Annotated in this window: 17 protein-coding genes; 4 read left to right on the forward strand and 13 right to left on the reverse strand. The window is 73.3% G+C overall.

The genetic code is table 11. The features are described 5' to 3' along the window. Positions 1-8: 8 nt before the first annotated feature. Genes ACQEVU_RS42225 through ACQEVU_RS42250 form a run of 6 tightly spaced genes read right to left on the reverse strand, consistent with a single transcriptional unit; the run spans position 9 to position 6,862 of the window. Entirely contained in the window at positions 9-776 is a 768-nt protein-coding gene (locus tag ACQEVU_RS42225; protein WP_433333959.1) for a 3-oxoacyl-ACP reductase, read from the reverse strand. A 2-nt stretch (positions 777-778) separates the two neighbouring features. After that, positions 779-2,134 carry an aldehyde dehydrogenase family protein gene (locus tag ACQEVU_RS42230; protein WP_433333961.1) on the reverse strand — a complete coding sequence of 452 codons (1,356 nt, stop codon included), beginning with the start codon at positions 2,132-2,134 and terminating at the stop codon, positions 779-781. Positions 2,135-2,146: 12 nt separating this feature from the next. Continuing rightward, positions 2,147-3,496, reverse strand: a complete 1,350-nt coding sequence (locus tag ACQEVU_RS42235; protein WP_433333963.1) for a glutamine synthetase family protein — start codon at positions 3,494-3,496, stop codon at positions 2,147-2,149. 39 nt (positions 3,497-3,535) lie between these two features. Further along, positions 3,536-4,276, reverse strand: coding sequence for a FadR/GntR family transcriptional regulator (locus tag ACQEVU_RS42240; RefSeq protein ID WP_433333965.1), 741 nt, complete (start codon positions 4,274-4,276; stop codon positions 3,536-3,538). Between the two features lie 57 nt (positions 4,277-4,333). After that, positions 4,334-5,893: an amino acid permease gene (locus ACQEVU_RS42245; RefSeq protein ID WP_433333967.1), complete on the reverse strand. Its 1,560-nt coding sequence runs from the start codon at positions 5,891-5,893 to the stop codon at positions 4,334-4,336. Between the two features lie 9 nt (positions 5,894-5,902). Beyond that, on the reverse strand, positions 5,903-6,862 hold the full coding sequence (locus tag ACQEVU_RS42250) for a choline/ethanolamine kinase family protein (protein ID WP_433333969.1): 960 nt from the start codon (positions 6,860-6,862) through the stop codon (positions 5,903-5,905). 213 nt (positions 6,863-7,075) lie between these two features. On the opposite strand from ACQEVU_RS42250, the gene ACQEVU_RS42255 reads away from it, so the two are divergent. Continuing rightward, positions 7,076-9,526 (forward strand): GcvT family protein, encoded by a 2,451-nt coding sequence (locus ACQEVU_RS42255; protein ID WP_433333971.1) that lies wholly within the window; start codon positions 7,076-7,078, stop codon positions 9,524-9,526. A 570-nt stretch (positions 9,527-10,096) separates the two neighbouring features. On the opposite strand, the gene ACQEVU_RS42260 is transcribed toward ACQEVU_RS42255, so the two are convergent. Continuing rightward, positions 10,097-10,432 carry a YybH family protein gene (locus ACQEVU_RS42260; protein WP_433335300.1) on the reverse strand — a complete coding sequence of 112 codons (336 nt, stop codon included), beginning with the start codon at positions 10,430-10,432 and terminating at the stop codon, positions 10,097-10,099. Between the two features lie 88 nt (positions 10,433-10,520). On the opposite strand from ACQEVU_RS42260, the gene ACQEVU_RS42265 reads away from it, so the two are divergent. After that, the gene (locus ACQEVU_RS42265; protein ID WP_433333973.1) at positions 10,521-11,390 is read left to right on the forward strand and encodes a LysR family transcriptional regulator; all 870 of its coding nucleotides are present in this window, start codon (positions 10,521-10,523) and stop codon (positions 11,388-11,390) included. 623 nt (positions 11,391-12,013) lie between these two features. Here the strand turns inward: ACQEVU_RS42265 and ACQEVU_RS42270 are convergent. Further along, complete coding sequence (locus ACQEVU_RS42270; protein WP_433333975.1) at positions 12,014-12,712, reverse strand: SDR family NAD(P)-dependent oxidoreductase; 699 nt, start codon at positions 12,710-12,712, stop codon at positions 12,014-12,016. A gap of 104 nt (positions 12,713-12,816) precedes the next feature. On the opposite strand from ACQEVU_RS42270, the gene ACQEVU_RS42275 reads away from it, so the two are divergent. Further along, positions 12,817-13,632, forward strand: a complete 816-nt coding sequence (locus ACQEVU_RS42275; protein ID WP_433333977.1) for a helix-turn-helix transcriptional regulator — start codon at positions 12,817-12,819, stop codon at positions 13,630-13,632. A gap of 193 nt (positions 13,633-13,825) precedes the next feature. Further along, positions 13,826-14,230, forward strand: a complete 405-nt coding sequence (locus ACQEVU_RS42280; RefSeq protein WP_433333979.1) for a YciI family protein — start codon at positions 13,826-13,828, stop codon at positions 14,228-14,230. A 31-nt stretch (positions 14,231-14,261) separates the two neighbouring features. Here ACQEVU_RS42280 and ACQEVU_RS42285 read toward each other — a convergent pair whose 3' ends face one another. From ACQEVU_RS42285 to dxr, 5 genes are all read right to left on the reverse strand, one after another. Next, entirely contained in the window at positions 14,262-14,864 is a 603-nt protein-coding gene (locus ACQEVU_RS42285; protein WP_433333981.1) for a hypothetical protein, read from the reverse strand. Positions 14,865-14,892: 28 nt separating this feature from the next. Then, positions 14,893-15,732: a GNAT family N-acetyltransferase gene (locus ACQEVU_RS42290; protein WP_433333983.1), complete on the reverse strand. Its 840-nt coding sequence runs from the start codon at positions 15,730-15,732 to the stop codon at positions 14,893-14,895. Between the two features lie 96 nt (positions 15,733-15,828). Then, on the reverse strand, positions 15,829-16,995 hold the full coding sequence (gene ispG / locus ACQEVU_RS42295) for a flavodoxin-dependent (E)-4-hydroxy-3-methylbut-2-enyl-diphosphate synthase (protein WP_433333985.1): 1,167 nt from the start codon (positions 16,993-16,995) through the stop codon (positions 15,829-15,831). A 30-nt stretch (positions 16,996-17,025) separates the two neighbouring features. Then, positions 17,026-18,321, reverse strand: a complete 1,296-nt coding sequence (locus ACQEVU_RS42300; protein ID WP_433335302.1) for a M50 family metallopeptidase — start codon at positions 18,319-18,321, stop codon at positions 17,026-17,028. Continuing rightward, the gene (gene dxr, locus ACQEVU_RS42305; protein ID WP_433335304.1) at positions 18,318-19,511 is read right to left on the reverse strand and encodes a 1-deoxy-D-xylulose-5-phosphate reductoisomerase; all 1,194 of its coding nucleotides are present in this window, start codon (positions 19,509-19,511) and stop codon (positions 18,318-18,320) included. Before dxr ends, ACQEVU_RS42300 begins: the two co-directional genes overlap by 4 nt. Positions 19,512-19,522 lie beyond the last annotated feature (11 nt).

Raw genomic sequence — 19,522 nt, forward strand, 5'->3', positions numbered from 1 at the left:
CGGACCACTCACAGCGGCGTCACGTAGGCCCCGGTGATGCCGCCGTCGACCAGGAACGTCGAGGCGGTGATGAACGACGCGTCGTCGCTGGCCAGGAACGCCACGGCGCCGGCGATCTCCTCCGGGGTACCGAAGCGGCCCATGGGGACGTGGACGAGGCGGCGCTGGGCGCGCTCCGGGTCCTTGGCGAAGAGCTCCATGAGCAGCGGGGTCGCGATCGGCCCGGGGCACAGCGCGTTGACCCGCACGCCCTGGCGGGCGAACTGCACGCCGAGCTCGCGGGTCATGGACAGCACGGCGCCCTTGGAGGCGGTGTAGGCGATCTGCGAGGTCGCCGCGCCCAGCAGGGCCACGAAGCTCGCGGTGTTGATGATCGAGCCCTTGCCCTGGGCGAGCATGTGCGGGATGGCGTACTTGCAGCAGAAGTACACGCTCGTGCTGTTGACCTTCAGCACGCGCTCCCACGCCTCGAGGCCGGTGTCGAGGATCGAGTCGTCGTCGGGCGGGGAGATGCCGGCGTTGTTGAAGGCGATGTCGAGGCGGCCGTAGCGCTCGGCGACGCCGTCGAACAGGGCCCGGACGGCGGCCTCGTCGGCCACGTCGGCGGCGACGAACTCGCCGCCCACCTCGTCGGCGGCCGCCTTGCCGGCGTCCTCGTTCAGGTCGACGGCGACGACCTTCGCGCCCTCGGACGCGAAGCGCCGCGCGGTGGCCAGACCGATGCCGCTGCCGGCCCCGGTGATGACCGCGACGCGGTCCTGCAGACGTGGCTGCACCTCTACACCTCCGTGCTGAAGTAGACGTTCTTGACTTCGCTGAACGCGGCGACCGCGTCCGGGCCCAGCTCGCGGCCGAGGCCGCTCTGCTTGACCCCGCCGAACGGGGTCCAGTAGCGCACCGAGGAGTGGGAGTTGACGCTGAGGTTGCCCGACTCGACGCCGCGGGCGACGCGGATGCCGCGGCCGAGGTCGCGGGTCCAGATGGAGCCGGACAGGCCGTACTCGGTGTCGTTGGCCAGCCGGATCGCGTCGGCCTCGTCGTCGAAGCGCAGCACGGACAGCACCGGGCCGAAGATCTCCTCGCGCCAGTGCCGGTCCTGCGCGCCGTTCGCGGTGAGCACGGTGGGCGCCATCCAGTACCCCGGGCCGGCGGGCGCGGCGCCGCGGAACGCGACCGCGTCGTCGTCGACGTAGGCGCGCACGGACTCGAGCTGCCCGGCCGAGATGAGCGGCCCCATCTGCGCCGACTCCAGGGCCGGGTCCTCGCAGCGGAAGCCCTGGACCGCGGGCTCCAGCAGCTCCATGAACCGGTCGTAGACGCTCGCCTGCACCAGCAGCCGCGACCGCGCGCAGCAGTCCTGGCCGGCGTTGTCGAAGACGGAGCCGGGCGCGGCGGCGGCCGCGCGCTCGAGGTCGGCGTCGGCGAAGACGATGTTGGCGCTCTTGCCGCCGAGCTCCAGCGTCACCCGCTTCACCTGCTCGGCGCAGCCGGCCATGATGCGCTTGCCGACCTCGGTGGAGCCGGTGAAGCAGACCTTGCGCACGAGCGGGTGGGTGACGAAGCGCTCGCCGACGATCGAGCCCTTGCCCGGCAGCACCGTGAAGACGCCCTCGGGCAGGCCGGCCTCCAGGGCCAGCTCGCCGAGGCGGATCGCGGTGAGCGGGGTGAGCTCGGCCGGCTTGAGCACGACGGTGTTGCCGGCGGCCAGCGCGGGCGCGAAGCCCCAGCCGGCGATGGGCATCGGGAAGTTCCAGGGCACGATGACGCCCACGACGCCGAGCGGCTCGTAGAAGGTGACGTCGAGGCCGCCGGGGACCGGGATCTGGCGGCCGCTGAGCCGCTCGGGGGCGCCGGCGTAGTAGTCGAGCACGTCGCGGACGTTGCCCGCCTCCCAGCGGGCGTTGCCGATGGTGTGCCCGGCGTTGCGGACCTCGAGCTGGGCGAGCTCCTCGTTGTGCGCGTCGACCACGGCGGCGAAGCGGCGCAGCAGCCGCGCCCGGTCGCCGGGTGTGACCGCGCGCCAGGCCGGGAACGCCGCGTGGGCGCGCTCAATCGCGGCGTCGGTCTCCTCGCGGCCGAGCGACGGTACCGTCGCGACGACCTCCTCGGTGACCGGCGAGATGACGTCGTGCATGGATAAACCCCTCTAGAGACGTTCGAAGCCGCGGGTGAGCTCCCAGTCGGTGACCGCCGCGTCAAACGCTGCCAGCTCGATGCGGGCCATGTTGGCGTAATGCGCGACGACGTCCGGGCCGAACGCCTCCCGGGCGGCGGCGCTGGCCTCCCACAGCTCCAGCGCCTCGCGCAGCGTCGCGGGCACCCGCGGCGCGGTGGCGTCCTCGTAGGCGTTGCCGGTGTACACGTCCTCGAGGGCCAGGCCGTTGCGGATGCCGTGCAGGGCCCCGGCGGACATGGCCGCGATCGCGAGATACGGGTTGACGTCGGCCCCGGGCACCCGGTTCTCGACCCGCATGGACGGGCCGTGCCCGACGAGGCGCAGCGCGCACGTCCTGTTGTCCAATCCCCAACGTACCGCGGTCGGCGCGAACGAGCCCGCCTGGAACCGCTTGTACGAGTTGATGTTGGGCGCGTAGAAGAGCGTGAAGTCGCGCAGGGTCGCGAGGATGCCGGCCATCGCGCTGCGGAACAGCGGGGAGATGCCGTGCTCGCCGTCGCCGGCCACGGCCGGGCGCCCGTCGGCGCCGCGCAGCGAGAAGTGGATGTGGCAGGAGTTGCCTTCGCGGGCGTTGGGCTTGGCCATGAACGTGATGGAGACGCCCTCCTGCGCGGCGATCTCCTTGGCCCCGTTCTTGTACAGCACGTGCCCGTCGGCGTTGGGCAGCGCGGCGTCGTACCGGAACGCGATCTCGAGCTGGCCGAGGTTGCACTCGCCCTTGGCGCTCTCGGGGGTGAGCCCGGCGCCGGCCATCTCGTTGCGGATGCGGCGCAGCAGCGGCTCCACGCGCGCCGTCTGCAGCAGCGAGTAGTCGGAGTTGAACAGGGTCACGGGCGTCAGGTCGCGGTACCCCCGCCGGAATGCGTCCTCATAGGACTCCCGGAACGCGATGAACTCGAGCTCGGTGCCCGTCCACGCGGTGAACCCGGCGGCGCCGAGCGCGCCGAGCTGGGCCTGCAGGACCTGGCGCGGCGACGCGGCGACCGGGCCACCCGCAAGCAGCTGCAGGTCGGCCAGGACCAGGGCGGTGCCGGGGTGCCACGGGATGCGGCGCAGGGTCGCCAGGTCGGGGATCATCGCGAAGTCGCCGTAGCCGCCGGACCAGGAGGACATCGCGTAGCCGTCGACGGTGTTCATGTCGACGTCGACCGCGAGCAGGTAGTTGCAGCCCTCGGTGCCGTGCGCCAGGACGTCGGCGATGAAGTGCGGGGCGTGGAAGCGCTTGCCCTGCAGCCGCCCCTGCATGTCCGTGACGGCCACGATGACGGTGTCGATCTCGCCCTCGTCCACGGCGATGCGCAGCTGCTCGACGGTCAGCATCGAAACGTTCCCCTAAAGGTCTAGAACCAAACCATAAGCTCAACCGAGCAGGCCGCGCAACAGCGCCGCGGTGGCGTCGCAGTGCTCCTCCATCTCGGTGCGGGCCACCACGGGATCGCCGGCCAGGATCGCCTCGACCACCCGCTCGTGCTGGGCGTCGGAGTGGTCGAGGTTGCGCCGCAGCACCGGGATCGCCGCCAGGAGGCGGTCCAGGCGCAGCTGGACGTCGGCGATCGACGCCGCCACCGAGGTCGACCCGCTGGCCGCGGCGATCGCCAGGTGCAGCCGTGAGTCGTTGACGCGGCGGGTCAGCGGGTCGCGCGTGCGCGCGGCCGCGAGGCACGCGACGAGGTGCGCGCGGTCGGGCGCCGACAGCGCCCGGGTGGCCGCGAGGGCGGCCGCGCCGGGCTCCAGGACGCGGCGGAAGTCCAGCGCGTCGTGCAGCGCGTCGCCCATCTGGCGGGCCAGCGCGGCCGCGTCCTGCGTGTGGCCCTCGCCGGCCTCGCCGGTGGACCGCACGACGAACGTGCCGCCCGAGCGCCCGCGGCGCGACTCGAGGAACCCGGCCTCGCGTAGGGCGGCGATCGCCTCCCGCAGCGTGACCCGGCTGACCTGTAGCCGCTCGGCGAGCTCCCGCTCGGGCGGGAGGCGCTCGCCCACCGGCACCAGGCCGAGCCGGATCGCCTGGGCGAGCCGGGCGACGGTGATCTCGAAGGCGTTGCCGCCCCGGACCGGCCGCCACATCGGCACGCCCGACAGGGGCTCCGTCGCCACCGGCATCCGACCTCCCCGAGACGGTCCCGAGCCGGCGCTCGCCGGCCCGGGACCCATCATCTCCTACTGTGTCTGCCCCGCCGTGTCATCGGCCAGGGCCTCGTCGACGGTGCGGATCGGCCCCTTGAACCAGTGCTTGGCCGACAACGCCCACCACAGCGCGGCGCCGCCGATGACGGCGATGAGCACGATGGGCGCGTAGTTCACATTGACCCAGCTGAACCCCTTGTTGCCCGGGATCGCCGTCGGGCCCAGCGGCAGGATGAAGTAGATCGACACGACGACGATCTCGACGACCGCGATCCAGCCGAGCACCTTGTACTTGCCGCCCAGCGTCCACGGGCCGGGCACGAACCGGTCGCCCATCCGGATCCGCAGGTAGATCGGGATCAGGAACGCGACGTACAGGCCGATGACGGCGACGGAGACGACGGCGTAGAACGCGGTCGGCGCGCCGGTCGGGCTCTTGTAGAGCGCCGGCAGGGTCAGGATCAGGCCGGCGATCGTCGCGCCGATGATGGCGTTGACCGGGGTGCCGTTGCGGTCCACCTTGGACCACAGCCGCCAGCCCGGCACCGCGCGGTCACGGCTGAACGCGTACGTCATCCGCGACATGCTCGTGATGCAGCTCATGCCGCAGAAGAACTGCCCGACCGTGGAGATGATGATGACGGCCTTGTAGAAGCCGGAGCTCAGCGCCGTCAAGAAGATGGCGTTGACGGACCCGGCCTTGTCGTCGACGGCGCCGACGTCGGTCGCGGCGAACAGGAACGCGAGCAGCAGGATCCAGCCGCCGATCGCCGAGTAGAAGATGGACTGCCACAGGCCCCTCGCCGCGGCCTTCGAGGCGCCGATGGTCTCCTCCGAGACGTGGGCACAAGCATCGAAACCGGTGATGGTGTACTGCGTAAGGAGGAACCCGAGCGGCAGCACCAGGAACCAGTAGGTGCCGTTGGAGTACCCGGAGTGGTTGAACCGCTCGGTGAAGACGAACGACAGGCTCTGGTGCTTCTCGGGCACGAACACCAGGATCAGCACGACCGCGGCCGCGCCGGCGACGTGCCACCACACCGAGACGTTCTGCAGCACGTCGATGATGGTGTGGCCCCAGATGTTGATGGCCATGTGCGCGGCCAGGATGACCACGAACAGCAGGAACGTGAGGTAGAGGTTCCCGCTGTCCCAGCCGCTGTAGGCCTCCAGCACGTAGCTGAGGAACGTGGCGCAACCGTAGTCGACCGACGCGGTGACCGCGATGAGGCCGATGAGGTTGAGCCAGCCGGTGAACCAGCCATGGATCGGCTTGCCCATCCGGGCCGCCCACCAGTAGATGCCGCCGGCCGTCGGGTACGCCGAGACCAGCTCCGACATGCAGAAGCCGATGATCAGGATGAAGATCGAGATCAGCGGCCAGCCCCAGGAGATGGCGACCGGTCCGCCGTTGTTCCAGGCCTGGCCGAAGGTCGTGAAGCAGCCCGCAAGGATCGAGATGATGGAGAACGAGATGGCGAAGTTGGAGAACCCGCTCCACTTGCGGCGGAGCTCCTGCTTGTAGCCCAGTTCGGCGAGTCGCTTCTCGTCGTCGTCGATCGGCAGGTCGGCCTGCGTCGGCGATGCCGACATGGGCACCTCCTAATGGTTGGGGGTGATGAATTTCCTTCCGCTCACCGTTTCCAGAAGCTCGCCGAAGCCGGGGTCCGCCAGCGCGTCGCGCGCCTGGCCCCACTTGTCGGCCGCCTCCGCCTCGTAGTCGAAGCCCACCGCGCCCTCGCCGCGGGCGGCGGCGAGCAGTCCATGGTGGACGGTGAACCACAGCGCCCAGGTCACGTTGGACGCGATGTGAAACAGCCGGACCCGCGTCAGCAGCGCCGGGGTGAGCCCGTCGCCGAAGTACGCGCCGGCCAGCCGGCCGGTCAGGTCCGGGTCGTAGTCGGCCTCGGCGGCGATGTCGCCGAGCTCGAACGCCGGGTCGTTGTTGCCGGACAGCTGGTAGTCGACGATGCGCACGCCGCTGGACGTGGCGATGAAGTTCTCCGCCAGCAGGTCGTTGTGGCACGGTACGGCGGGCAGCGGATCGGCGGCCAGCGCCGCCCGCAGCGCGTCCACCGCGGACTCGTGGTCGCGGTAGCCCGGCGGCAGCGGCAGGTCGTGGCGCCGGCAGACCTCCAGCAGCTCGGCGCGCTTGGCGAAGATGTCGAAGTCGTTGCCGAACGCCGGCCCCGCGTGCAGCCGCCGGCACGCCTCGGCCAGCGCCGGGATCACCTCCGGGCGGCGCACCTCGGCCGCCGAGAGCGTGCGCCCGGGCAGGAACTCGAGCACGACCGCCGGGACGTCGGGCAGCTCGGCGTACACCTGAGCCCCGACGCTCGCCGCCGCCAGGCGCGTGTTCTCGATCTCCCGCTCGGGCGCGATGCCGAGCCCGGCCGCCGAGACGGCGGGCTCGAGGACCCGCAGCACGTACGGCACGCCCTCGACGTCGATGCGGTACACGTGGTGCGACAGGCCGCCCTCGAGGCGCCGCCACTCCACCGCGCGGCCCACCCACGACGGGACCCGCTCCAGCAGGTCCGCGACCGACGGCACCGCACTCATGGCATCCGGCCCCTTCGCCGCGATCCACCGATCGAATTCGGGCGAAGCCAGGCCTTTAACCCGCCTTCGTCGAAGTGATCGGCGTCATGGTGGGACAGAGTTAACGCCCCTGTCAGTCGCCAGTCAAGGGCGATCCTCGCGTTTACGATCCGGAAACAGTTGGCACATGTTCAGACCTTTTCCGGGGCCGGGCGGCGGGGCCACAATGACGCGATGTCGATCGAGTCGGACCTGCCCCGCGCCGCGCGCGCGGTCGTGGTCGGCGGCGGCGTCGCCGGTTGCTCCATCGTGTACCACCTCGCCCGCCTCGGCTGGACCGACGTGCTGCTGCTGGAGCAGCACGCGCTCACCGAGGGCACGACCTGGCACTCCGCCGGCTTCGTCGGCCAGCTGCGCTCCACCGTCAGCCAGACCCGCATGATCATGTACTCGTCCGGCCTCTACGCCGAGCTGCGCGACCTCACCGGCCTCGACCCCGGCTGGCGCGGCGTCGGCGGCCTGCGCCTGGCCACGACCGCCGAGCGGGTCGAGGAACTGCGCCGCCAGGCGAGCTCGGCCACCACCTACGGCCTGGACATGGCGCTGCTCGGCCCGGCCGAGACGCTCGACCGGCTGCCGCTGCTCAACGTCGCCGACGTCCGCCTGGCCGGCTGGCTGCCCGGCGACGGCTGGCTCGAGCCGGCCCGCCTCGGCACCGCGCTCGCCGCCGGCGCCGAGAAGCTGGGCGTGCGCATCGCCACCGGGGTGCGGGTCACCGGCATCGCCGTCGAGGGCGGCCGGGTGCGCGGCGTGGTCACCGCGGCCGGCCCGATCGCCGCCGACGTCGTGGTGAACGCCGCGGGCGCGGCCGCGGGCCACGTCGGCCGCCTCGCCGGCGTCGAGCTGCCGATCGTGCCGATCAAGCACCAGTACGTCGTGACCGCCCCGCTCGGCGCCGAGTCCACGATGGACGTCCCGACGGTGCGCGACCCCGACCGCATCGTGTACTTCCGCGGCGCCGAGGACACCGCCCTGCTCGTCGGCGGCTACGTGCGCGACCCCGCGCCCTGGCACCCGGCGGCCGGCGCCCCGCTGGACGAGCCGCGCACCCTGTTCGAGCCGGACCTGGCCAAGTTCGCCGAGTCGTGGGCGAACGCCCGCCACCGCATCCCGGCGCTGCGCGCGCTGGACGTCGCGCGCGTCGTGCACGGCCCGGAGGCGTTCACGCCCGACGGCGAGTTCCTGCTCGGCGAGACCCCGGTGGCGGGCCTGTGGGTCGCCGCCGGCTTCTGCGTGCACGGCCTGGCCGCGGCCGGCGGCGTCGGCAAGGTGATGGCGGAGTGGATCGCCGAGGGCACGCCGGAGTACGATGTGTCCACGATGGACGTCCGCCGCTTCGGCCTCTACGCCGGCAGCCGCCGCTGGTCGGGCGCCCGCGCGCTGGACGGCTACTCCCGCTACTACGACATCGTGTACCCCGGCCAGGAGTGGTCGACCGCGCGCCCGCTGCGCCGCTCCGCGATCTGGCCCCGGCTGGCCGAGCTCGACGCCGCCCTCGGCGAGAAGGCGGGCTGGGAGCGGGTCAACTGGTTCGGCACCAACGCCGGCCTCACCCCGCAGGCCCAGCGCCCGAAGGGCTGGGCCGGGCGCAACTGGTCCCCCGCGATCGCCGGCGAGGTGGCCGCCACCGCCGAGGCCGCCGGCCTGTTCGACCAGTCGTCCTTCGCCAAGCTCGACGTGCGCGGCGCGGGCGCGCTCGGCCTGCTGCAGCACCTGTGCGCGAATGATGTCGACCGCCCCGTGGGCCACATGACGTACACCCAGCTGCTCAACTCCCGCGGCGGCGTCGAGGCCGACCTCACGGTCACCCGCCTCGGCGAGGCGCACTTCCGCATCGTCACGAGCACCGCCAGCGGCGTGCGCGACGCCGACTGGATCCGCAAGCACGCCCTGGCCACCGCCGCCGACGTCCTGGTCGACGACGTCACCGGCGCCCACGGCTGCCTGTGCCTGTGGGGCCCCCGCGCCCGCGACATCCTGCAGCCACTCACCGACACGTCGCTGGCCGCCCCCGACTTCCCCTTCATGCGCGCCGCGCGCCTGTTCGTCGGCCCCGTGCCGGTCCTGGCCCAGCGCGTCACATTCGTCGGCGAGCTCGGCTGGGAGCTGTACGCCCCCACCGAGTACGTCCTCACCCTGTGGGACCTGCTGCTGGAGGCCGGCGCCCCGCTCGGCCTGCGCCCCGCCGGCTACCGCGCGATCGACTCGATGCGCCTCGAGAAGGGCTACCGCGTGTGGGGCAGCGACCTGACCACCGACGCCACCCCCTTCGCCGCCGCCCTCGACCCGTTCGTACGCCTGGACAAGCCCTTCCTCGGCCGCGAGGCCCTCCTGGCCGAACGCGAAGCCGGCGGCCCGCCACGCGTCCTGCGCTGCCTGGTGCTCGACGACCCCGGCACCGTCTGCCTGGGCGGCGAGCCGGTCCGAGTCAACGGCGTCCCGGCCGGCCGCGTGACGTCGGGCGGCTTCGGCTACCGGGTCGGCGCGTCGATCGCCTACGCGTACCTGCCCGCGGACGTGCCGGCCGGCACCCCGGCGGACGTGTCGGTCTTCGACCGCTGGGTTCCCGGTGTCGTACGCCAGGAGCCCCTCTACGACCCCAAAATGCTCCGCGTCCGCGCCTGACCCACGCGCCCGCACCTGGACCGGTCCCGCACTCCGCGCGGCCGCGGTTTGAACTTCACGCGCCCGCACCCGCACCGCACGCCCGACCCCGCACGGCCGCGGGCCCGAACGCCACGCGCCCGCACGGCCGGGCGCCCGACCCCGCACGGCCGCGGGCCCGAACGCCACGCGCCCGCACGGCCGGGCGCCCGACCCCGCACGGCCGCGGACGCGAACGTCACGCGCCCGCACCCTGCGCGCCCGCACCCCGCCCCCGCGCGCCGCGCGCCCGCACCCTGCGCGGCCGACCCGGTCCTAACGCCGCGCGCCCGACCCCCGCACGGCCGGGCGCCCGACCCCGCACGGCCGCGGACGCGAACGTCACGCGCCCGCACCCTGCGCGCCCGCGCGGCCGACCCGGTCCTAACGCCGCGCGCCCGTCCCCCGCACGGCCGCGGGCCCGAACGCCACGCGCCCGCGCCCCGCGCTCCCGCGCGGCCGGCGCGGTCCTAAACGCCACGCGCCCGCACCCAGCGACCGCGCGGGCCGGCCTCGGCGCCGCGCGGTCGCGTGTGCTGGGCGGCGCGTCGCTCAGTCGCGCTGCTCGGGGCGGTCGATGACGCGCAGCCAGCTGCCGTCGCCCTGCCGGCGCACCACCTGCACGCGCCCGCCGGTGCCGTCCTTCGCCTTCGTCGAGGTGAGCGCCAGGTCGCCGTGGTGGATCGTCGGCAGCGCCTCCTCCACCTCGAAGCGCGGCACGTGCCGCAGCATCTCCTCGCACACCGCCCGGATGGCGTCCCGCCCGACCGTCTCGCTCCCGGGCGGGTACGCGAGCACCGCGTCCGCCTCGTACAGCGCGGCCAGCCCCGCGGCGTCGCCGGCGTTGGCGCGCTCGACGAATTGGCGCGAGATCTCCTCCGGGGTCATCGCCTTCTCGTTGCTCATGCCTCCACCCTGCGCGCCCGCCGACCAGAACTCCAAGAGCGGTTCCTGATCAGATCTAGAATCAGGAGTTATGGAGCTGCATCAGCTGGAGTACTTCCTGGCGGTCGCCGAGGAGGGCGGCTTCACCCGCGCGGCCGAGCGCCTGCGCATCGCCCAGCCCGGCGTCAGCGCCCAGGTCCGCAAGCTGGAGCGCGAACTCGGCCAGCCGCTGCTGGACCGCTCCGCGCGCACCGTGCGGCTCACGGCGGCCGGCGAGGCGGTGCTGCCCTACGCCCGCGCGGCCCTGTCCGCCGTCGAGGGCGCCCGCCAGGCCGTCGACGAGCTGGCCGGCCTGCGGCGCGGGCGCGTGGCCATCGGCACCGTCACCTCGCACACGGTCGACCTGGCCGCCATCCTCGCCGACTTCAACGCCCGCCACCCAGCCGTGGACGTCACGCTGGTCGAGGACGCGTCCGAGCGCCTCGTCGACGCGACCCGCGAGGGCCGCCTGGACGCCGCGATCGTCGCGTTCGCCGAGGTCCCCGACGGCCTGGACGCGCACGTCATCACCGACGAGGAGATCGACGCCGCGGTGTGGACCGGCCACGCCCTCGCCGACCGCGACACGATCCCGCTGAGCGCCCTGCGCGACCGCGCCCTGATCTGCCTCCCCCGCGGCGGCGGCATCCGCGCCATCCTCGACGCCGCGTGCGCGGAGGCGGGCTTCACGCCGCGGGTGGCGTTCGAGGCCGGCTCCCCCGCGGTCCTGGAGCAGCTGGCCACGCGCCGCCTGGGCGTGGCGATCTTGCCGTCGTCGATCGCCCGCCACCGCGCGCACCTGCACGCGCTGCGCATCGTGCGCCCCGGCCTGCGCGGGCGCCTGGGGCTGGCCTGGCGCTCGTCCGGCCCGACCAGCCCCGCCGCGGCCGCGTGGATCGCCCACGCCCGCACGTACCTCTGAACCACGCCCCCGCGCGTCACCGGCAGAGCGCGGGCGCCCCCGCGCGCGTCGTGGCGCCCCCGCGCGCGTCGTGGCGCCCCCGCGCGCGGCCGCCACGCCACCGCACACGCGCCACCGCGGCACCGCGCGCCACCGTGCCACCGCGCCACCGCGCCACCGTGTGCGGCCGCCACGGCACCGCGCGACCGCGGCGCCACCGCGCCACCGCGTGCGGCCGCCACGGCACCGCGCGACCGCGCGCGCCACCGCGCCACCGCGCGCGCCACCGCGCCACCGCGCCATCGTGTGCGGCCGCCACGGCACCGCGCGACCGCGCGCGCCACCGCGCCATCGTGTGCGGCCGCCACGGCACCGCGCGACCGCGCGCGCCACCGCGCCACCGCGCGCGCCACCCCGCCACCGCGCGCGCCACCCCGCCACCGCGCGCGCCACCCCGCCACCGCGCGCGCCACCCCGCCACCGCGCGCGCCACCCCGCCACCGCGCGCGCCACCCCGCCACCGCGCGCGCCACCCCGCCACCGCGCGCGCCACCGCGCCACCGCGCGCGCCACCGTGTGCGGCGCCACGGCACCGCGCGACCGCGCGCGTTACCGCCGAACTGCGAAGTGCGCGGGCGCGGGGGTCACCAGGGAACCTCGCCCTCGTCGTCGAAGAAGCGGCCCGTCGGGCCGTCATCCGGCAGCGTCGCAAGGCGGATCGCCGCGACCGCCCCCTGCGCCGCCGTCCGCGGCCCCGCATGCCCGTTCAGGTCCGTCGCGCAGTAGCCCGGATCGGCCACGTTCACCTTGATCGCCGTGTCGCGCAGCTCGTTCGCAAACGAAAGGGTCACCGCGCTCAGCGCCGACTTCGACGAGTTGTAGGCGAGCAGCGTGTTGCGGGCGTAGACGTGGTCCGGGGTCGAGGCGTAGGCGAGGGAGCCCAGGCCGCTGCCCAGGTTCACGATGCGCGCGGCCGGGGCGCGGCGCAGCGCGGGCAGCAGCGCGGTGGTCACGGCCACGACGCCGAAGACGTTGACGGCGTACGTGTCGCGCAGCATCGAGACCGGCGTCGCGCTCGGCGGGGCGCCGCGCTCGAGCAGGATGCCGGCGTTGTTCACGAGGACGTCGAGGACCTCGATGCGCGACGCCGCGCGGGCGATCGAGTCCTCGTCGGTCACGTCGAGCTCGACGGCGGTCGCGCCGATCGCGGCGGCGGCCTCCTTGCCGCGGATCGGGTCGCGGGCGCCGATGAGCACGTCCATGCCCAGCGCTCGAAGGCCGCGCGCGATCTCCAGGCCGATGCCCTTGTTGGCCCCCGTGACGAGGGCGGTCTTGGTCGTCATGCCCCCAACCGTCGCGGCGCGCGGCGCGCGGCGGGAGAGACGTGCGGAACATCGGATCGCCGGTCCCTGGTTGGGCCCCGCGCGGATCCCGCAGCATGGAGGGCATGAACCGGGTACAGCTGGCCGAGTTCCTCAAGGACCGCCGCGCGCGGGTGCGCCCGGCCGACGCGGGGCTGCCCGCGGGGGCGCGGCGGCGCACGCCGGGGCTGCGCCGCGAGGAGGTCGCCGGGCTGGCCGGCATCTCGGTGGACTACTACGCGCGGCTGGAGCAGGGGCGCGGGCCGCACCCTTCGCGGCAGGTGCTGACCGCGCTCGGGCGGGCGCTGCGGCTGTTCGAGGACGAGCGGGCGTACCTCTTCCGGCTCGCCGGCGAGGAGCCGGGGCTGCCGGCGGGGCCCAGCCAGGTCGTGTCGGCGGGCATCCGGCACCTGCTGGAGCGGCTGGACGACACGCCGGCGTTCGTGATCGACGTGAAGTACGACCTCCTGGCCTGGAACCGCATGGCGGTGAAGCTCATGGGGCCGCCCCCGCCCGAGCGGAACATGATCTGGAACGCGTTCTGCGGGCCGTGGCCGCTGGCGCCCGACTCGCCGCCGGAGGCGCAGGCGTTCGCCGACGAGTCGGTCGCCGACCTGCGGGCCGCGGCCGCGCGGTACCCGCACGACGAGGGCATCCGCGCGCTGATCGCCCGGCTGCACGCGAACAGCCCGGAGTTCACGCGCCGGTGGCAGGAGCACCACGTGTGCGTGCGGCGCACGACCGAGAAGACCGTGACCCATCCCGAGTACGGCGAGCTCGTCCTCGAGTGCCAGCTGCTGCACGCCGACGAGCAGGGGCAGCGGGTCGTCTTCTACACCGCCGCACCCGGCTCCCGCACCGCCGACGTCCTGTGCGGCCTCCGCGAGAACGCCAACGCATAGCCGCGGAGGCATGTCGAAACGCGCGCCCGGCTCCCGCACCGCCGACGTCCTGTGCGGCCTCCGCGAAAGCGCCACCGCATAGCCGCGGGGGCATGTCGAAATCGCGCGGCCGGCTCCGTCTTCCTCAAGCAAGCGACGACAAGAACGCGGCGACAAAGAACGCGGCGACGAGGGAGATGAGACATGGAACGCCATGACTAAGTACATGCTGCTGACCAAGCACGACGACCTCGGCGCGGGGCCGATGTCCGGATGGGGACCCGGCGACATGACGGCGCACCTGGAGTACCTGCGGAGGCTGAACCAGGAGCTCATCGACAACGGCGAGCTGGTGGAGATGCAGGCGCTCACCGGGCCCGAGCTGGCCAAGACCGTGGTCTGCGGCGGCCGGGGCGCCCCGGTGGTCACCGACGGGCCGTACACCGAGGTCAAGGATGTGCTGGCCGGCTACCAGCTGGTCGACGTGGAATCCGAGGCGCGCGCGATCGAGATCGCGGCGCTGGTGTCGGCCGCGCCCGGGCCCGGGGGCGTGCCGTTGCGGCAGCGCATCGAGGTGCGGCAGCTGATGGTCGCCCGGCCGCCCGGCGACGATCTGTGACGTCGGACACACCAGTTCAACCCGTCGCCCGCTAGGACGACGGGGTCGCCGGGGCGATGTGCGTGGCGTCGGCGTCCTCGTCGGCCTCGATGCGGCGGGTCGCGTCGGGGCCCGCGAACTCCGACGCCTTCTGCGACTGCTTGCTCAGGCGCGTCGTCAGCAGCGCGGCCTGGCGCGACAGGCCGCCGACGATCGGCGGCACCAGGGGCAGCACCCAGTCGGCGAAGAAGCCGGTGGCCGGCAGCTGGACGATGATCAGGGCGGCGAACGCGGCCGCGGCGCCCTCGGCGATGCCCCGCCACGCGGCGCGGCTCGCGGCCGAGGCGGCCTCGCGGCGCGGGGTGCGGTCGTTGAGCGCGTCGGTGGCCTCGAGGTCGCGGCGGCCGAGGTTGTAGCCGAAGACGCCGGCGGCGGTGGAGAGGCCGAGGACGGTCGCGGCGAGCCAGCTGCGGGTGAAGAAGTACGCCAGGCCGAGCACGGCGCCGCCCGAGGCGAGCGCGAGGAGGGCGCGCAGCCACTCCTTCTTGTCGCCGGGGTACCAGTAGTAGCGGGTCGTGTTCGGCCCGATCTGCCGGATCATCTGGCCCATGGCGAGCATCCCCTCTTCGGCGCCTGCGGGGTCCCTCGTGATCATCCGCCCTGTCGGGGCGATTTGTCCGAAGTTAGAACAAAACCGTCGCGAATGTGCCGACCTGCTCGAACCCGCAGCGCTCGTACACGCGGCGGGCCGGCGTGTTGTAGTCGTTGACATACAGGCTGACCGATGGGGCGACGCGGCGCAACGCGTCCCGCACGACGGCGGCGATCCCGGCGGTCGCCAGCCCCCGCCCGCGCAGCTCCGGATCGGTCCAGACGCCCTGGATCTGCGCGGTGTGGCGGGTCACGACGGCGAGCTCGGCCTTGAACACGACCCGCCCGTTGTGGAAACGCGCGTAGGCCCGGCGGCCGCGGACGAGCTCGCCGATGCGCTCGCGGTAGGACCGCTCGCCGCCGTCGGCGGTCGGCGAGACGCCGACCTCCTCGGTGTACATGGCGACGGCGGCCGGGAAGAGCGAGTCGATCTCGTCGGGGCGCACGAGGCGGACCTCGGGGTCGGGCGTCACCGGCGACGGGGCGGTGATCGCCATCAGCGGCTGGTTGGGGCGCACGTCGCGGGACGGGCCCCAGGTCGGCGCCAGGTGCGACCAGAGCCCGAGCACGGCGTCGGCCGCGCCGACGATCGACGAGCAGCCGCGGGGCTCGCCGGCGACCATCTCGGCGAACGCGGCGACGGCGGCGGGCGTGGCGTGCACCGGGATGAGGTTGGCGCCGATCCAGCACAGGGACTCGAGGTTGCGGCGGGAGCCGTAGCCGAAGATCCGCGCGTCCTGGCGCCACCAGGCGAGCCCGGCCATCGAGACGCGCTCGGCGACCTGGGCACCGCCGTAGGGGTCCCGGTCGAGGAGGCGCTCGACCGAACCGCGCTCGGCGTCACCGAGGAGGCGCGCTGCCACCGTGAGCATGCGTACCAGCCTGCCAGATCCACAGCAGTATGGCTGCACATACCCCTCGCGCCGGTGAGCCGGCGCGAGGGGCGGGCAACCCCAACGAGAACGGGGTCAGTGCACCGTCACCGAAGGGCCGACACCGCGCAGCTCCTCGGGCAGGTCGACACCCATCTCCTCGGCCAGCCGCAGCGCCTCCTCGACCAGCGTCTCGACGATCTGCGACTCGGGCACGGTCTTGATGACCTGGCCCTTGACGAAGATCTGGCCCTTGCCGTTGCCGGAGGCGACGCCGAGGTCGGCCTCGCGGGCCTCGCCCGGGCCGTTGACGACGCAGCCCATGACCGCGACGCGCAGCGGCGCCGGGAACCCGTCGAGGGCGGCGTGGACCTGGTCGGCGAGGGAGTACACGTCCACCTGGGCGCGGCCGCAGGACGGGCACGAGACGATCTCGAGGCCGCGCTCGCGCAGGCCGAGCGACTCCAGGATCGCCGTGCCGACCTTGATCTCCTCGACCGGCGGCGCGGACAGCGACACGCGGATGGTGTCGCCGATGCCCTCGGCGAGCAGGGCGCCGAACGCGACCGAGGACTTGATCGTGCCCTGGAACGCCGGGCCGGCCTCGGTGACGCCGAGGTGCAGCGGGTAGTCGCACTGCTCGGCCAGCTGCCGGTAGGCGCGGATCATGACGACCGGGTCGTTGTGCTTGACCGAGATCTTGATGTCGCGGAAGCCGTGCTCCTCGAACAGCGAGCACTCCCACAGCGCCGACTCGACCAGCGCCTCGGCGGTGGCCTTGCCGTGCTTCTCCAGCAGGCGCTTGTCCAGGGAGCCCGCGTTGACCCCGATGCGGATCGGCACCCCGGCGTCGGAGGCCGCCTTGGCGATCTCCTTGACCTTGTCGTCGAACTGGCGGATGTTGCCCGGGTTGACCCGGACCGCCGCGCAGCCGGCGTCGATGGCGGCGAAGACGTACTTCGGCTGGAAGTGGATGTCGGCGATGACCGGGATCTGCGACTTCTTCGCGATCGCCGGCAGCGCCTCGACGTCGTCCTGGCTCGGCACGGCGACCCGCACGATCTGGCAGCCCGACGCCGTGAGCTCGGCGATCTGCTGCAGGGTCGAGTTGACGTCCGCGGTGAGGGTCGTGCACATCGACTGCACCGACACCGGCGCGCCGCCACCGACGGGCACCGAGCCGACCATGATCTGACGGGACTGGCGCCGCGGCGCCAGCGGAGGCGGCGGTACGGCGGGCAGGCCAAGGCTGACTGCGGTCATGAAAGGGCCCTTACCTTCGCGAAGGAGGTGTCACTTGATCGAGATCGGGTTGACGAAGTCGGCCGTCACCGTCAGCAGGACGAAGACGCCGAGCACGCCTATCACGGCCAGCGTGAAAGGCGCCAGCTTGTAGTAGTCCACGCGGCCCGGGTCGGGCCGGCCCCGCCGGGCGGCGATGAAGGACCGGACCCGCTCGAACCAGGCGATCGCGATGTGGCCGCCGTCCATGGGTAGCAGCGGGAACAGGTTGAAGATGCCGAAGAACAGGTTCAGCGTCGCGAACAGCAGCAGCAGCGACGGCCAGTCGCCGAGCTCGAACAGCTCGCCGCCGATCCGGCTGGCGCCGACGACGCTGACCGGGGTCTCCGGGTCCCGCTCGCCGCCGAAGATCGCGCTGAACAGGTTGGGGATGCGCTCCGGGATCGACCCGAGCGAGGCGAACGTGCGCCCGACCAGCGAGGCGGTCATCGAGGCCGTGTGGCCGACGCCGCCGACCGCGCCGTCGCGCACGACCGGAAGGTCCTTGTACTGGATGTCGACCGTGATGCCCAGCAGCCCGGCCTGTTCGAGGTCGGCCGGCCCGATCTTGTCGGCCGGGGTCTTCGAGTCGAGCTTCACCCGCTGGCTCGCCGGGATCTCGGCGGTGCCGCTGCGGGTCTCGTTTCCGCGGCGGTACTGCACCGTCACCGTCTTGCCGATGTCGTTCTTGAGCTCGTCGCGCAGCGCCTGCTGGCCCTGGATCGGGTGACCGTCGATGCTGACGATGATGTCGCCGGACTGCAGCCCGAGCGCCGATGCGGGGCTCTGCGGGTCGGTGCCCTTCTCGCAAGCCTTCTGGGTGCGCGTGGTCGGGTCGTACTGCCAGGTCTTGCTCACGCATTCGCTGACCGTGCCGACGCGGACGGGCACCTGGTTGACCTTGCTCACGTCGGGGATGCCGACGAAGGCGAACAGCACCCACAGCGTGATCAGGGCGAGCCCGAAGTGGGTGATGGAGCCCGCGGCCATCACGATCGTGCGTTTCCAGACCGGGAAGCGCCACATGGCCTTCGGGTCCTCGGAGCCCGGTTTACCGGTCTCCGGGTCGATGTCCTCCTCGTTCGGGGTCATCCCGACGATCTTGACGAACGCGCCGAACGGCAGCGCCTTCAGCCCGTATTCGACGCCCTTGCGCGTGAACGCGAAGATCGTCGGGCCGAACCCGATGAAGTATCGGGTCGCCTTCATGCCGAACCAGCGGGCGGACCAGAAGTGTCCGGCCTCGTGGAGCGCAACGGCAATGAGAATGCCCAGGGCGAATACGACGATGCCCAGCGCAGCCATCAGACCCCTCTCCGGTCGGCACCCGCGGCGATGAGCGCACGGGCGTGGGCCCGCGCCCAGGACTCGGCGGCGAGCACGTCATCGACGGTACCTGGTTCGGCGAAATCCGGTGCGTCCCCGAGGGTCCGCTCGAGCGTCTCGACGATCCCGAGGAACGGCAGATCACCGGCTGTGAACGCGGCGACACACTCCTCGTTGGCCGCGTTGTAGATCGCCGGGCGGCAGCGCCCGGCCTCGCCGGCCGCCTTGGCCAGTGCGACGGCGGGGAACGCCACCTCGTCGAGCGGCCGCAGCTCCCACGTGTGGGCCCGGGTCCAGTCGACGGCCGGCGCGGCGTCGGCCACCCGGTCGGGCCACCCGAGGGCGAGGGCGATCGGGATGCGCATGTCGGGCGGGCTGCACTGCGCGAGGGTCGAGCCGTCGGCGAACTCGACCATCGAGTGGATCACCGACTGCGGGTGGACCATGACCTTGATGTCGGCGTAGGGCACCGCGAACAGCTCGTGCGCCTCGATCACCTCCAGCCCCTTGTTCACCAGGGTGGCGGTGTTGATGGTGACGACGGGGCCCATGTCCCAGGTGGGGTGGGCCAGCGCGTCGGCGACGGTGACGTCGACGAGCTGCTCGCGGGTGCGGCCGCGGAAGGCGCCGCCGGAGGCGGTGAGCACGAGCCGGCGTACCTCGCCGCGGGCGCCCCCGCGCAGGCACTGGGCGAGCGCGGAGTGCTCGGAGTCGACGGGCACGATCTGCCCGGGCGCGGCCGCGGCGCGCACCAGCGGGCCGCCGGCGACCAGCGACTCCTTGTTGGCCAGGGCGAGGACGCGCCCGGCGCGCAGGGCGGCGAGCGTGGGGGCGAGGCCGAGGGAGCCCACGACGCCGTTGAGCACGGTGTCGCACGGCCACTCGGCGAGCTCCGTCATCGCGTCGGGCCCGGCGAGGATCTTCGGCAGCCGGAAGTCGCCGGTCGCCCAGCCGCGGCGCTGGGCCTCGGCGTAGAAGGCGAGCTGCAGGTCCTGGGCGACGCTGGCGCGGGCCACCCCGACCGCCTCGACGCCGAGCTCGAGCGCCTGCCGGGCGAGCAGCTCGACGTTGCCGCCGCCGGCGCCGATCGCGACGACGCGGAACCGGTCGGGGTTGCGCCGCACGATGTCGATCGCCTGCGTGCCGATCGACCCGGTGGAGCCGAGGAGCACGATCTCTCGGG

Origin of the sequence: Dactylosporangium sp. CA-139066, assembly GCF_050936175.1 — a bacterium.
GTDB lineage: Bacteria > Actinomycetota > Actinomycetes > Mycobacteriales > Micromonosporaceae > Dactylosporangium.

Coding starts and splice junctions, on each gene's coding strand:
- ACQEVU_RS42230 (WP_433333961.1), bottom strand. CDS start 2,134: ATGCACGACGTCATCTCGCCGGTCACCGAGGAGGTCGTCGCGACGGTA.
- ACQEVU_RS42235 (WP_433333963.1), bottom strand. CDS start 3,496: ATGCTGACCGTCGAGCAGCTGCGCATCGCCGTGGACGAGGGCGAGATC.
- ACQEVU_RS42240 (WP_433333965.1), bottom strand. CDS start 4,276: ATGCCGGTGGCGACGGAGCCCCTGTCGGGCGTGCCGATGTGGCGGCCG.
- ACQEVU_RS42245 (WP_433333967.1), bottom strand. CDS start 5,893: ATGTCGGCATCGCCGACGCAGGCCGACCTGCCGATCGACGACGACGAG.
- ACQEVU_RS42250 (WP_433333969.1), bottom strand. CDS start 6,862: ATGAGTGCGGTGCCGTCGGTCGCGGACCTGCTGGAGCGGGTCCCGTCG.
- ACQEVU_RS42255 (WP_433333971.1), top strand. CDS start 7,076: ATGTCGATCGAGTCGGACCTGCCCCGCGCCGCGCGCGCGGTCGTGGTC.
- ACQEVU_RS42260 (WP_433335300.1), bottom strand. CDS start 10,432: ATGACCCCGGAGGAGATCTCGCGCCAATTCGTCGAGCGCGCCAACGCC.
- ACQEVU_RS42265 (WP_433333973.1), top strand. CDS start 10,521: ATGGAGCTGCATCAGCTGGAGTACTTCCTGGCGGTCGCCGAGGAGGGC.
- ACQEVU_RS42270 (WP_433333975.1), bottom strand. CDS start 12,712: ATGACGACCAAGACCGCCCTCGTCACGGGGGCCAACAAGGGCATCGGC.
- ACQEVU_RS42275 (WP_433333977.1), top strand. CDS start 12,817: ATGAACCGGGTACAGCTGGCCGAGTTCCTCAAGGACCGCCGCGCGCGG.
- ACQEVU_RS42280 (WP_433333979.1), top strand. CDS start 13,826: ATGACTAAGTACATGCTGCTGACCAAGCACGACGACCTCGGCGCGGGG.
- ACQEVU_RS42285 (WP_433333981.1), bottom strand. CDS start 14,864: ATGATCACGAGGGACCCCGCAGGCGCCGAAGAGGGGATGCTCGCCATG.
- ACQEVU_RS42290 (WP_433333983.1), bottom strand. CDS start 15,732: ATGCTCACGGTGGCAGCGCGCCTCCTCGGTGACGCCGAGCGCGGTTCG.
- ispG (WP_433333985.1), bottom strand. CDS start 16,995: ATGACCGCAGTCAGCCTTGGCCTGCCCGCCGTACCGCCGCCTCCGCTG.